Source organism: Tautonia marina (assembly GCF_009177065.1).
Lineage (GTDB): Bacteria > Planctomycetota > Planctomycetia > Isosphaerales > Isosphaeraceae > Tautonia > Tautonia marina.
Genome location: NZ_WEZF01000003.1, coordinates 1 through 13,606, shown reverse-complemented (window position 1 = coordinate 13,606; position 13,606 = coordinate 1). Strand labels below are relative to the sequence as shown.

The 13,606-nt window shown below is 63.8% G+C and carries 8 protein-coding genes and 1 tRNA gene; 3 read left to right on the top strand and 6 right to left on the bottom strand.

Features of this window, described 5'->3' with window-relative positions; translation table 11 throughout:
• Positions 1-144: 144 nt before the first annotated feature.
• From GA615_RS04645 to GA615_RS04620, 6 genes are all read right to left on the bottom strand, one after another.
• On the bottom strand, positions 145-1,089 hold the full coding sequence (locus tag GA615_RS04645) for a DUF4097 family beta strand repeat-containing protein (RefSeq protein WP_152050112.1): 945 nt from the start codon (positions 1,087-1,089) through the stop codon (positions 145-147).
• 1,842 nt (positions 1,090-2,931) lie between these two features.
• A complete protein-coding gene (locus tag GA615_RS04640; protein WP_161602171.1) occupies positions 2,932-4,386 on the bottom strand; it encodes an MFS transporter in 1,455 nt (484 codons plus the stop codon).
• Positions 4,387-4,483: 97 nt separating this feature from the next.
• Positions 4,484-5,737 (bottom strand): glycosyltransferase, encoded by a 1,254-nt coding sequence (locus GA615_RS04635; RefSeq protein WP_235905085.1) that lies wholly within the window; start codon positions 5,735-5,737, stop codon positions 4,484-4,486.
• Between the two features lie 91 nt (positions 5,738-5,828).
• Positions 5,829-6,968: a DUF1573 domain-containing protein gene (locus GA615_RS04630; RefSeq protein ID WP_161602170.1), complete on the bottom strand. Its 1,140-nt coding sequence runs from the start codon at positions 6,966-6,968 to the stop codon at positions 5,829-5,831.
• A 151-nt stretch (positions 6,969-7,119) separates the two neighbouring features.
• The gene (locus tag GA615_RS04625; RefSeq protein ID WP_152050109.1) at positions 7,120-8,190 is read right to left on the bottom strand and encodes a Gfo/Idh/MocA family protein; all 1,071 of its coding nucleotides are present in this window, start codon (positions 8,188-8,190) and stop codon (positions 7,120-7,122) included.
• Between the two features lie 36 nt (positions 8,191-8,226).
• The gene (locus GA615_RS04620) at positions 8,227-9,750 is read right to left on the bottom strand and encodes a sulfatase family protein (protein ID WP_201750115.1); all 1,524 of its coding nucleotides are present in this window, start codon (positions 9,748-9,750) and stop codon (positions 8,227-8,229) included.
• A gap of 511 nt (positions 9,751-10,261) precedes the next feature.
• Here GA615_RS04620 and GA615_RS04615 point away from each other — a divergent pair.
• The 3 genes from GA615_RS04615 to GA615_RS04605 form a co-directional block, all read left to right on the top strand.
• A complete protein-coding gene (locus tag GA615_RS04615) occupies positions 10,262-12,136 on the top strand; it encodes a hypothetical protein (protein WP_152050107.1) in 1,875 nt (624 codons plus the stop codon).
• Positions 12,137-12,172: 36 nt separating this feature from the next.
• Positions 12,173-12,258 (top strand) — tRNA-Leu (locus GA615_RS04610).
• A gap of 174 nt (positions 12,259-12,432) precedes the next feature.
• Positions 12,433-13,606, top strand: a 1,174-nt coding sequence (locus GA615_RS04605; RefSeq protein WP_152050106.1) for a tyrosine-type recombinase/integrase, incomplete at its 3' end; no start/stop codon positions are given.

The window sequence follows — 13,606 nt, the reverse complement described above, 5'->3', positions numbered from 1 at the left end:
CGCTCCCCGTCTCCAGGCCGTTTTCGCCGGCGATCGGGGCGCCGGCCAAACCGCTTCACCGTCTGTCGATCCCTCGGCCGAAACCCGCTCGGCGAGTTGCTTCCTCCTCTCAACGTCGCTCCCCTCGCTCTGCTCCGCGATCCCTTAGTCCTCCTCCTTCTCGACTCGGATCGACCCGTTCCCTGTCCGGATCTCGACCCCGGCGATCCCCAGCGCTTGCGGGTCGAACCCAACCGGAATCACGCCCGACTCGCTCCGAACCCGACCGATTGGGAAGTCCGACGAGACCCGGCCGTTGCCCGCCTTCGCGTCGACGATCAGCGCCTGATTTTCCGGCAATTCCAGTGACACCGACCCGTTGCTCGTCCGAAACCGCGAGGTCCCCTCCGCCAGCGATCCTTCAAACTCGATCGAGCCGTTCGACGTGCTGGCCAGCACCAGCGATTGCTCAGCCTCGACCTCGATCGAGCCGTTCTTCGAATCCAGGACCAGCGGCCCCGACGCTCCCTCCACCTCGATTTTCCCCAGCCCCGACCGGGCGGCGATCGAACCTCGCACCTTCGACACGCGGATCGAGCCCTGGTCGGTCATCACCCGCACCTGAGCGTCGGCCGGCACCTCCAGGCGAATCGCCACTCCTCCCGAGATCGGCCCGCGTGACTCCATCCCCCCGATCCGGATCGACACGCCATCTCCCGTCGATCGCATCACCGGCTTGAGTATCCCGAGCGACCGGCCCGCCTCGCCCGGTGTCATCCCTCGCCCCTCGGTTTCCACCCGGCAGACCACCATCCCGTCCGATCCTCTCCGGACTCGCACCGACCCCTGAATCGCGTCGACTTCGATCCTCGGCGCGTCGTCGACCTCGAAGCGTTCCTCATACACCTCCCGCACCGCGATCTCGTCGTCCTGCGCCATCTTCCACACGATGCCGCCCGTCACGACCGCGAGAAAGGCGATCAGCCCCACCGGCCATTCCTTCTTCTTGCGCTTGCCTCCCGAGGCTTGCGGCGGCGTCGGCTCGACCGGCTCGGGTGTTTCATCCAGAAATCGGATCCCGTCCCTCAAATTCTCCGGCGATCTGGCCATTGCCCTTCCCCTTCCCCTGCCTCGGGATTCGATTGCTCGCAGCGTTCATCTTCGGATCACGTCCGCCCGATCGCCGCCGGCCCATTCCTGATACCTCGATCGATCGGCTTTCAAGGATCTTCGATCCCGAGCCCCCGTTATTGATCGAGAACCCCCGTTCAATCACCTGATGCCCGGCCCTCCTCCGGTCCCCAAGACAGTGCAGGTGGTGTTTGGGGCGAGCCTCGTCACGAGGGGTTCAGGTGACGCTTCTCTCAAAGGATTCGCCGGGCATCCGCTTCGTCTTCGGGGCCCGTCGTCGTCCCGACACCAGGCCAACGGCCCGGCCTCCCCTTCCTCGTTCACCACCCACTCCACCCCCAATTCCCCAGATTTTGTGACTAAACCCCCTCAATTTCTCGATGCTATCGAGAAGGGCATGTTCCTCCCCTCCCATTCCAACAACCCAAACCTCCTCCCTGACCAGACCGCTCGCCCTCGCACCGGGAGTCTCCTGCGATGCTCAACTCGTCCGAACTTCGAGCGACCGCCAACCGGCTCAACGCCCTCCATTCGACCGGCCCGATCACGCCGGAGGGCAAGGACCATTCCCGACGCAACCGGCTGCGTCACGGCCTGGCCGCCGAGACGGTCGTCACCGACGACGAACGCGCCGCCCTGGCCGAGTCGCTCGACGCCCTCAGCGAGCTGTTCACCCCCGACCACATCGTCGAGGCCGATCTCGTCCGCCGCACCGCCGTCGCCCGGGTCCGCCTCCGACGCTGCGAGGCCGCCCGCGAGTCCCGCCTGGACGGCGACACCCGAGATGCCCTCCGCAACTGGGACGAAAAACGCCGCAAACGCCTCCGACGCCAGGCCCAGCGCCTTCGGACGCATCCCGCCTCCACCCTCAACACCCTGGAGCAATCCGCCTTCGGCTGCGACTGGCTCATCCACCACTGGCAAGGACTCGACGCTCCGCTGGCCGCCGGTCGTCCCTGGACCGCCGAGCAAACCGCCCAAGCCTTCCTTCTGGTCGGAACTTCGACCGACGCAACCGAGACGTCCTCGCCCCTCGCCGATCGGCTCCGATTGCTTCTGAACCCCGGCGATGACCACACCGCCCCGCAAGGCCAGGCCGATCGAGCCTCCCTCGCTCCCCTTCACCAGTTCATCGCCGATCGCCTCGATCGCCTCCATGCCCTCCGCGACGAACTCTGGCAGACCGTCGACGGCCCCGAGCGTGAGGCCGTTCGCCTGGCCGCCCTCGCCGATGCCGGCCAGTCGCGCTCCGCCCGCTCGGCCCACCGCTATGAACGCGAGGCCGAACTGAGCTACCACCGCAACCTCAAGATGATCATGAAGATCCGCGCCGAGAACCGTCGTGCCGCCGAAGCCGCCCGGAAGGAACGCCAGTCAGGCCCCCGCGCCACCTCCTCTTCCTCGCTCGCCGGCTGGTATCGCGACCCCGTCACCGCCGTCCCCACCCCCGCCGATTCAATCCCCCTCAGTCCGAGCGCACCGCCCCGGAACGAAGCCAACCCGCCGAACCACCCTCACGAGATTCCTCGCCTCAACCCTCAACCTGAAAACGACTTGCACCAGAAGGCCTCGCCACGATCTCCGCTCGCCTCCTCAACCCCGTCAGCGCACCCTTCGGCGCACCCGGGCGCACCCTCGCCCCGCTCTGTGCCATCCCCCACCGCTGAATCCGAGCGTCCGCCCTCCCGTTCCCCCGTGCCAACGACCACGGGCCGAGCCCAGGCAACCGCATTGCCCGAGTCTCGGCCCGTGATGACTCACACCTCGCCCATCACTCCGGGAGTCCATGACCCCCAGATGATCGAGCAATCCGCCCGGAAATCAGGGCGTCTCCTCGACCTCGACCGGGCTTTCCTCGACGGCCGGCTCGACCGCGATGATGTCCGTCTCAACCTCCCCCTCGACGACGGCGGCCGGCTCGGCGTCGGGGTCGATCTCCGGCTGTGCCGGCTCGGCGACGAGATACATCGAGGCGATGAAGGCCAGCATCGCCAGCGTGACGGCGACAAAGGGAATTAACCAGAACTTCCGCCAGTCGGTCGTACGAACCGGAGGCTCTCCCGCAATCGCCGGGGCCTCTTCCTTTGTGTACCGCTGGTTCAGCCAACCGGCCATTTCAGTACCGAGGTACATGCCGAGCCCGTAGACCACCACTCCGTAGAGGGCCTGCCCGCTCGCCCGGATCGATTCATCGGCGAGGTTCTCGACGTGGATAAACCCGGCCGCGAAGAAGAAGTCGAAGCAGAGCCCATGCAAGGCCACCCCCAGCAGCACGAGCGGGAAGTACTTCCCACGACCCGCCACCGAGAAGAACCCGAACCGCAACGACCAGGCCGCCACCCCCATCAACAGCACCGCCTGGATGCCGAGGTCATTGATCACCAGGGGAAGGGCCAGCATGAAGAAGACCTCGACCGCCTGGCCAAGCGTCATGATCGGCCCGACGTTCTGCGATCGAACGCCCGACTGCTGCTCAATGAACAGGGCCGCGAAGGCGAAGTAAATGCCCATCGCCATCGAGACAATCAACGTCACGCCGAAGAAGATCGCCGCGCTCGGCTCGACGAGAATCCGCAGGGCCTTGACGATCGGCAACATCCCGGCATTGGGGTCGACCTGCGGGACCGTCTCCGGCACCTGCAAGAGCGTGTAGATCCCAAGGACCAGCGAGAGCCCTCCCGCCAGCAAGAGCGGCTTGTTATCGACCGGCCGATCCGGCTTCAGCAGCAGCTTCAGCGACAGCCCGGCGGCAATCCAACCGACTGTGCCGAACACCCGGATGTACGGAAACAGGTTCTGATTCGGCAGGTGCGTGAACGCGACCGCATTGACCAGCGAGAGCGTCGGCGAATAGACCAACGCATAAACCAGGGCAACCCAGAAGAAGGTCGCCGGCCGCTTCATCTGGGCCAGCACGATCAACAGGACCGCGCCAATCAGATGCGATGCCCCGATGACAATTTCCGTGTTGAAGTACTTGTCGGCGACCGTCGCCACAATCAAGGGCGAGAAGATCGCCCCCAGCGGCATCGTCCCGTAAATCCGGCCGATGATGGGCCGAGAGAACCCCTTCGCATTCAGGTAGTTCCCCAGTACCACGATCCAGGCTCCCCAGATCGCAAACTCCAGGAAGAACAGGACCATCAAGGGCCAGTATTTCGGATCGCCCCAGACCGTCAACAATTGCTTGAATTCCAGAGCAACTCTGGTCAAGAAGTCCGGGGCTTCTGCGAGGTTCGCCTCCTGGGCAAACAGAAGCAACGTGCCGTATTCCATAGACTGAGTCCGATTCGTTTCGGGTGGTCGAGGCGCACCAGGGACCGGGGCCTTCAGGGTATGAAGGTTCCAAACATCCGACGCAGGGGCCGCAAAGTCAAGTGGCCAGCCCGGCCGATCGCGGGCGTATCCCGATCGGTTCGGCGAGGTTCGGTCGAAGGGCATCGAGCAGGCGGCCGACCACCCGGCGGCACGAGTTGGTCCGGGCCAGTTCCAGCCGCCGCCACTCCCGGCCGTCGTCGAACTGGAGGAAACTGAGCGAGGCAATCGCGCCGAGGAAGTCGTCCGTGTCGGTCGCCACGTCGATCACCCCGGAATACAGCCGGCACTCCGGCAAATTGGTCGCCACGATCGGCCGCCCACTCCCCATGAAGTCCATGATCTTTGTCGGGCAGCAGACCTGATTGAACGGATGATCCACCCGATACGGAATCAGGCAGGCATCGAAGCTCCTGAGGTACTCGCCAAGCCGCTCCTGAGGCCGAAATCCCACCGCATGGACGTTCGGCAACGCCAGACAGCGCCGGGCCGACTCGTACCAACCGCCTGACTCATCCTTCGGCTCTTTCCCAATCAGGACAATCGACGCTTCGGGGAACTCCTCCGCCACCCGGATGAGCAACGGCCAGTCCACCCGGTCCTCCAACCCGCCGACATACCCGAGCAACGGGCGCGGCAGGTGGTCCAGATCGCTCGGCGCTGGACCGGCCTTGCCCGTCACCTCCTGCGACAGGAAGGCCTCGGGCGTCCCGTGCGGCACATGCCGGATGCGGGCCGCCGCCTCGGGCACGACCGACCGGAGGAACTCGGCCCTCGCCTGAGCGACACAGGCGGTCAAATCGACCTCGGCCACCAGTTGTCGCTCCAACGCCCTGACCTCGTCGGCCTGGGCTGGCCAGTAGAGGGCGTAGTCATCCAGGTTCAGGTAGACCTGCAGGTCGGGCCGCACCAGGTCGCGGAGGTATCGGTAATGCGGATAGGTCATCACCAGCGCGAGCGGACCGTCGAAGGGCAGCGATCGTCTCCAGCGGTCGATCGCCCGTTGAATCGGCTTCATCCCGATCTTCGGATACCGCTTCATCCACCCCGGCGGCAGCACCAGTTGCTGGCTCCACTGCTTCGGACCGATCGGCTCGGGCCGACTCCCCCACCATCGCCAGATGGGAATCCCCTTGGTCCTGGCGTTAGCCACGTCGCAGCACTGGAGCAGGAGCGAGGAGACGTTGGGCCGGTCGATCGCCCGGAACAGGTTAGCCGTCGTGTGCCACCCGGCATCGGCCACGACCAGCGCCATCTCCTCGGTCGAGGCCGGCGACTCGGCCAGCCAGGTTTGCGATTGGACGAGCGACATGGGTGCAACCTCCGTGATGATTCCGACGCGATGGTGGCTCTGGGGCGGACCCGATCCTCGCTCGATCGGGTCCGCAATGCCGGGCTCGTGATCAGGGGACGACCGTCGCGAAGGCAGTCAAGCGCACTGGCGGCTCGTCGGGATGATCGGTCTCAATCTCCAGGATCGCATGATACGCCCCGGTCGTGGAAGGAGGCGTCTCGATCGCCACCTTGATCTGATGCAACGGGCGGCTCGTATCAGCCGCCTCTCCTGAGACGGCAATCGCTCCCTCGACCGCCTTGGTCTCCATCACCCGGAAGGGGGTGGACCCTCGGAGCAAGACCGTCCGCTCGACCCGCTGGCCCGCTCGCACCGAACCGAGGTTCAGGACCGCCGGCGAAAGGGCCACCTCCGACGAGACCCGGGCCACGACTGACAGCGGGATCGTCTTCCGCTGCTCGTCGTTGGTGACCAGCGTGACCTGATCCCGGAAGTTGCCGTTGCGGAGCCGATTCGGATCGAGCCGCGCCACCAGGCGATACTCGACGCCGTCCTTGCCCGATCGGGGTACCTCCTGCAGTTCCGCCGTCAAGGACGAGTTCGCGTGCCTCATGTCGATCACGCGCCAGTCCTTCTGGTTGCCTCGGTATCGCAACGTGACAACCTTTTCCGCCGTCGCCCCGCGCTTCAGGTCACCGAAGTCGAGCACCCCGGGACTGACCTCGATCTCATCCTGGATGAAGGCCGTCAGCGAATAGTCGACCGTGCGAGTGCTGGGCTGATCGAGGTAGAGGGTTAACCCCGTGGCCTTGTAGCCGGAGAACTTGGTGGTGTCGAAGACGACCTCCAGCGTGGTCTGAGCCCCCGGAGGAATCGCCTGGGCCCCGAGGTTCACATCCGTGCAACCGCACATCGGTTTCCATCCCGAGATGCGGACCTCGCGGTTCGTCCGGTTCATGATCTTGAAGTGCTGTCGAAGCACCGAACCCTTGGCCACGGTCCCGAAGTTGTGGCTTCGCTCGGGGAAAACGGCCTCAACCCACTCACTGGTCGACTGGCCCCGCAGCGGGGACTCGGTGCCCGAGACAATGAGCAGCCCGAAGAAGAACACCGAGACGATCCCGACCATCCGGCGTCGCCCCGAGGCGACGCGATCGCGTGCCCCTTGCATAAGCCCTCCTGGCGATTCGTCCCACGCGGAAACCAAAAACCCCGAGGCCGCGCTCCGAGCGACCTCGGCGCAGACCATCCCTGTCTCTTGCCGATCGGACATCATAATGCAAACGATCGACCTGACCAGTTCAATCGGCCCCCGGCGGATCGAAGTTGAGCCGATCCGCCGGCAGGACCCATCAGAACGACGCCGTCACGTCGTTCCTCTGATGATCCAGACATGGTGCTCAGGGAATCAGTCCCTGGGCACGGAACTTCTGTTCGCGGGCTCGGTTGGCCGCCCTGACTCCAACCTCGGTCTCCTTCTCCTTGAGGTAGTCGACGACCGAGACCGGGGCGCCTCCCTGGCGCTTGCTCTCGTCGGCCGCCTCCATGAAGGCGAACATCTCGACCGTATCCTTCAGCGGGACCGGCGGCTCGCCGTCGAGGAAGAACTCGCATACCTCGACCAGCATCGCCTGGTAGCCGCCGCCGACGGTGATCGTCTCAATCTTCTCCTTGCCGAAGACGGTGGCACCATAGCCGGCCCGGCCGTCTCGGATGCCCCGGAAGGTGCCGACCCGACCGTCCTTCCAGACGCCAGTGACCACGTCGGTCCCGTCGGTGTGGACCCGGCTGACCGTCTCGCAGCCGGGGCCCATCAGGGCGAAGAGCATCTCAACGCCGTGGACGCCGTACCAGAAGAGGTCGGGGTGGTGCTCCTCCAGCGAGCAGGGTCCGTAGGTGAATGTCCCGACGATCTCAAGCTCCTTCGCAGCCTCGATCTGCGGCTGAAACCGAAGGCTCGACGACGACCAGCAAGGGACGCCCGCCTGCTCGGCCAGCCTGGCAATCTCGACCGCGTCGGCCAGGGAACCGGCCAGGGGTTTGTCAATGAACAACGGCTTGCCGGCGGCGATCACTGGGCGAGCCTGTTCCAGGTGGGGACGACCGTCGACGCTTTCGAGGAAAACGACGTCGACCTTCTCCAGCAGTTCCTCGATCGAATCAACAATCTCCACGCCGTACTCGTCGCGGAGCTGCGTGGTGAAGCCCTCGACCCGGTCCCGGCTGGAGGCGATGTCGGGGCTCCCTCCCGGATAGCCGGCCACCACCTTGACGCGGGCCAGGGGGCCTTCGGCCTCCTCGGCGTTCAGGACCCGGGTAAAGGCGATGACGTGCGAGGTATCCAGCCCGATCAGGCCAGCCCGCAAGACCGGCTCGTCGGTTCCCTTTGCCTCAGGACTCGACATCCCCAGAGTGCCGACCAGGGCCAGCGATCCAAGGGTGATGCTCAGCACGTGTGTTCCAATCTTCATCCGAAAAACTCCTCAAGGGATGTTCCGCAATGCAGGTTAGGGATTGGTCTCGATGGGTCGCCGCACGTCGTTGGGTCGCAGGTCGTCCGGCACGGCCAGCTCCTCGCGGAGCCGGGCAAGCTCGGCCGTCAACTCCTCGCGAACCTCAGTATATTGCGGGTCATCGTAGCAGCTCCGAAGCTCGTGCGGATCGCGGAGGAGATCGTACATCTCCCACTCGCCGAGGCTGTAGAAATGAATCAGCTTGTATCGATCCGTCCGCACCCCGTAATGCCGCTGGACGGAATGTTCCGCGGGGAACTCGTAATAGTGGTAGTAGAAGCTCGACCGCCAGTCGTCGGGTGTCTCGCCCTTGAGCAGCGGGACGAGGCTTCGCCCTTGCATCGCGTCGGGAATCGGGACACCGGCGACATCAAGGAACGTCTCGGCGAAGTCGAGGTTCGAGACGAGGCGATCGTTCGTCGATCCCGGTTCGACCACTCCCGGCCATCGGACGAGGAACGGGGTGCGAAGCGACTCCTCGTACATCCATCGCTTGTCGAACCAGCCATGCTCGCCCAGATAGAATCCCTGGTCCGACGCATAAATGACGATCGTATTCTCGGCAAGCCCCGACTCGTCGAGGTAGTCGAGCAACCGGCCGACATTCTCATCGACCGAGTCGATGCAACGGAGGTAATCTTTGATGTAACGCTGGTACTTCCAGCGCACCAGGTCGTCTCCCGAGAGGCCGAGCCGTTCGAACTCGGCGTTCTCGGCCGCGTAGGCGTCGTTCCAAAGCGCGAGCTGGTCGTCGGTCAGGTTGTTCGGAATGGTGAACTTCAGGTCGTTCGGGGTCAGGGTGTCCCGGATCGTCATGTCCTGCGTCCGAGCCGGGGTGCCACGTCCCTGGTAGTCATCGAACAGAGTCGGCGGCTCGGCGATCGGGGCGTCCTTGTAGGCATTGAGATGGTTCGGCCCGGGCTGCCAGTTCCGGTGCGGGGCCTTGTGCTGCGTCATGAGCAGAAAGGGTCGATCGGAGTCGCGGTCGTTCTTCAGCCAATCAAGGGTCAGGTCGGTGATGATGTCGGTCGTGTAGCCTTCGTGCTTCACGCGCTCGCCATTGCGGATCATCGGAGGATTATAATAGGCCCCCTGCCCCGGCAGAATGTGCCAGGTGTCGAAGCCGGTCGGGTCGGAGGCCAGGTGCCACTTCCCGAACAGGGCTGTTTGATAGCCGGCCTCCTGCAACAGCTTTGGAACGGTCGTTTGCGAGCCGTCAAAGCGGTCGCCATTCTGATAGAATCCGTTCAGATGACTATATTTTCCTGTCAGAATGGTCGCTCGGCTGGGACCGCAAATCGAGTTCGTGACCAGGCAGGCATCAAAGCGCATGCCTTCGTTGGCCAGGCGGTCGATATGAGGGGTTTGGTTGATCGTCGATCCGTAGGCACTGACCGCTTGATAAGCGTGGTCGTCAGAGAAGATGAAGACGATGTTCGGGCGGTCGGCCTTCGCCGCGTCGCTCGCAACGGCAATCGACCCACAATCACTCGTCGTGAGCGAGACCAGAACGGTCATCGCCAACTGGGTCCAAATGCTCGTCGTTCGGAAACGCATCATGATCACGCGACTCCGGTGGTATTGTGCGGTGTCGAATTTGATCTGAGATGGAACACGTTGTGGTCCTCAGGGAAGATCGTCCGAGGCGGTGATCAGGTCATCGAACGCCGAGGGGCAGACCCAAGGACTCGGAGGAACTCTCCCAACCGAGATTCACCAGACCGTGACCTTTGGTTCGTACCTTACTCGTGGATCGATCGGCTTTCCAGGGCTTGCCCATACGCCTGTGGACTGATCGCGCCGAACTGGTGATCGGGGAACGATCCAGAACAAGTGGTCGATTCTCGCGATCCCGAGAATCCGTCAAATCCGGTGAAGTCGTCAGGTTCCGCTGGTCGATTCCCTCTGGAGTTGATCCGTCTCGAATGATTGGGTTGAATTCCGGCGCAGGGGATTACGGTCGATGCTTTCGAGCCGGGATGAGTTGGACAGGGGGCGATCTCTCGTGCCGATCCCCGGATTGATCGCGATGCTCGGGACGATCCTGATGGGAGGGGCTGTCGAAGGACAACCGGCTCCAGGGGTTCCGGGAGGCCAGGCGATCGAGGCCTTCGAAGTGCCGATTCGAGCAGGAGTTGCCACGTTCGAGCTCCCCCCGGAATTCTCTGATCACGAGGTGGTGCTCATCGTCTCGGCGCTGGCCACTGAGGGGACCTTTGCAGCCCGGTGTTCCTTGAGTCCCGATCAGGAGGGGGCTGGCCTGCTAGACCTTCGATCAATGGGTGCCGAGATTCCGATCGAAGACCTCGCTCGACCGATCGCCCTGTCTCCGAGCGCCTTGATTGACGAAACGCTCCGGAACAATCGCCCTGCCGAGCCCGGACATCCCATGCTCCGAAGAGGGTTCTCCGTCCGAGTCCGACCGGGCGATCCCCGATCTCCGAGTCATTATGACTTGGTCGACGCACGGCTCCGCGCCGTGGGGGAACGCATTCAGGTGTTCGTGGATGACGATGATCTGGCGCTGGTGGGAGACGACGTGCTTCGAACCCTTGTCACCAGCTTCGATCGACGGATTCATCCTCGGCTCGAAACCCGGATCGGGACGGCGCTGGACGTCGATCGCGACGGGCGGTTCACCGTGTTACTCTCCCGACGGATCAGCCTTCCCTTTCCCCAGGGTTCACATGTTGACGGCTACTTTCGGGCGAGCGATCTTGACCACGACCTGCCCCGCCCGCTGAGTAATCGGGCCGACATGATTTACCTGAACGCGGAACTCCAGGCCGGCCCTTATCTGGAAACAGTTCTTGCTCATGAATATGCGCATGCCGTCCTTGAGTCGCGACGTCGGGAGCAGGGTGGTTCCCTGCTGGAGGAGTCGTGGCTGGACGAGGCGATGGCTCACCTGTGCGAGGAGATTGTCGGCCAGTCGACCTCGAATCTCGATTACCGAGTGAGCGCGTTTCTCTCGGAACCGAATCGCTCCTGCGTAATCGTCGAGAACGAACATCGCCCCGGGCGGTTCCGAAGCCACGGTAACCGAGGGGCGTCGTACCTCTTTCTTCGTTGGTGTGCCGAGACAATTGGCGACGCGTTCCTTCTACGTCTCTGCACCCAGGGAGAAGTCGGTATCGCCAATCTGGAGCGCGCGGCCGGTCTACCGTTCCACGAATTGTATCGCCGCTGGACAATCACCAACGCCCTGGAAAGCCTTGGGATTCCGCGTGATTGTGGAGAACGCTTCCACCTGCTCGGGACGCTCGGCGACTGGCCGATGGGAGGTGTTCGCTTTGCGGTGGTAGATGAGGAGACTCCTGAGCAATTCTTTTCTCTGGAGGGAACGAGTAGCCAGTATCTCAGGCTCTCGCTCAGTTCCGGGACCTCAAGACACGTTGCGGTTCACTGCGATCCGGCGGCCCTTCCCCAACTGACGGTGCTTCTTGTTCCTCAGAAGCATCCTCATGTGGCGATTGATGTCGTCGTCAAGGAGTACGGACCAGAACTGTCAACGCTCGTCGCCCGGATCGAAGAGCGAGCTGGACTCAGCACCGCGCTGGAACAACTTTCCTGGGAGCCAGGTGTTTCCGCGGCGACGCTCCCTCGGTCGAGCCTTGCTGCTTGGATGCTCCACGGTGACGCATTGCACTCCCTCTTTCCCCAAAAGAACATCGCTCCAGGTGAACGCCTGACCTCATTGCCGTTTTCCATCCCGAGCGACCAGCTTTCCTCCGCTCCGTTGATCTTCCGCCTGACGTCTCGGACCAACGACGGCAATCGAAGTGTCTCATGGGCCGAACTCTCCCCGCAAACTCCTCCCGGCCCAACCCACGCCTTGCGATCGGCTTCACTGGAACGACCGAGAGTCTCGTCTCCTGGCCCTCGAACTCTGCCGCCCCCTTGACGCGGCGTCTCTGGTACGATAAATTTCAACAACTCAGCCGGAGTGGCGGAATTGGCAGACGCGCTAGCTTGAGGGGCTAGTCCGCTTCATCGCGGGTGCAGGTTCAAGTCCTGTCTCCGGCATTAAGTCTCCCAAGGGGTTACGACGATTGATCCCGCCGACGTTGGCGGTACAATAGAACCTGGGTGCCGCAATAGTGCCTCAGACGGCGAGCGTCGGGCATCGTGTGGCGTGGCACCCGGGGCCTCAATCTGCGGTGATTGGCCCCCCGATCTTCCTTGAGGTCGGAGGCGTCGATGGCCAGTCTCGGCCGGAAAGGTGACCTGTACGTCGCCCGTTTTCGCCATGACGGCAAAGAATTTAAGAAGTCGCTCCGGACCACCCGGCTGGCCGATGCTCGTGCGGCCATGCATGGCGTCGAGCGCATCCTGCACGGGCTGACGACCGGGCTGATCCGGGTCCCCGACGGGGTGGACCCCGGGGATTTCATCGTCAGCGGAGGCACCGTCGAGGCACCCCACCGAGCCCGAAGGCGCGCACCGAGCGTGCAAGCACTGTTTGAGGAGTACCTCGGTTCCCAGACCCACAAGGCACCGTCAAGTCTCTACACCGAGAGGATCCATCTCCGGAACCTGATCAAGCACCTCGGCCCTCGTTCCGAGGCCCCGGTCGATCGGATCGCCCACCGGGACCTTGAACGATTTCTCCAGGTCCGGCTGAGAGAGCGTTCGTCGAGCACCGTTCACAAGGAACGGGACACGATCGTCCAGTTCTTCCGGTGGGTCACCGCCCAGGGGCACCTCGACAGCTCCCCGGCCTCGGGCCTGACCCCGATCAAGGAGGAACTGGAACTCCCCCCCTTCCGGACGACCGGGGAGATCGAGGCGATCCTCCGGCGCGGGGGGCTGTCTCCCGAGGAACAGGGCAAGATCTGGGACTGCTTATTCCTGGCCCCTTCCGAGATTGCGGAATTGCTGGCCTTGATCCGCGAGCGGGCCCGCGACGACTTCGGCTATCTGCTGCATGCCGTGCCGGCCTACACCGGCATGCGACGCGGCGAGGTCCTCCGGTTGCGCTGGACCGACGTCGAGTTCGACAGCGGCTCGCTCATCGCCCGCAGCCGCAAGCAGTCGCGCCGGGCGGTCGAGTCGACCCGGCGGATTGACCTTCATCCGGAACTCCGCGACGAGCTGCTCGCCTGGCGCGACCGCCGACCGCGAGGCCAGTTCGTCATCTCCGAGGCCGAAGCGCTCGAAGTCCTGTCCAGCGACCGGGCCAACCGGGCCTTCTGGCAGCCGATGCGCGGCACGTCGTGGTGCCTCGACAGCCGGAGGAACTGGTTCAAGATCGGCTTTCATACGTATCGACATAGTTTTGCAAGCAACCTCGCTGCCCGAGGCGTGGACCAGCGGATCATCGATGAGTTCATGGGGCACCAGACCGAGGCGATGCGCAAGCGCTATCGCCATC

Excerpts from the sequence above, each read along its gene's own strand:
- GA615_RS04645 (WP_152050112.1), bottom strand. The coding sequence starts at position 1,089 with ATGGCCAGATCGCCGGAGAATTTGAGGGACGGGATCCGATTTCTGGAT.
- GA615_RS04640 (WP_161602171.1), bottom strand. The coding sequence starts at position 4,386 with ATGGAATACGGCACGTTGCTTCTGTTTGCCCAGGAGGCGAACCTCGCA.
- GA615_RS04635 (WP_235905085.1), bottom strand. The coding sequence starts at position 5,737 with ATGTCGCTCGTCCAATCGCAAACCTGGCTGGCCGAGTCGCCGGCCTCG.
- GA615_RS04630 (WP_161602170.1), bottom strand. The coding sequence starts at position 6,968 with ATGGTCTGCGCCGAGGTCGCTCGGAGCGCGGCCTCGGGGTTTTTGGTT.
- GA615_RS04625 (WP_152050109.1), bottom strand. The coding sequence starts at position 8,190 with ATGAAGATTGGAACACACGTGCTGAGCATCACCCTTGGATCGCTGGCC.
- GA615_RS04620 (WP_201750115.1), bottom strand. The coding sequence starts at position 9,750 with ATGACCGTTCTGGTCTCGCTCACGACGAGTGATTGTGGGTCGATTGCC.
- GA615_RS04615 (WP_152050107.1), top strand. The coding sequence starts at position 10,262 with ATGCTCGGGACGATCCTGATGGGAGGGGCTGTCGAAGGACAACCGGCT.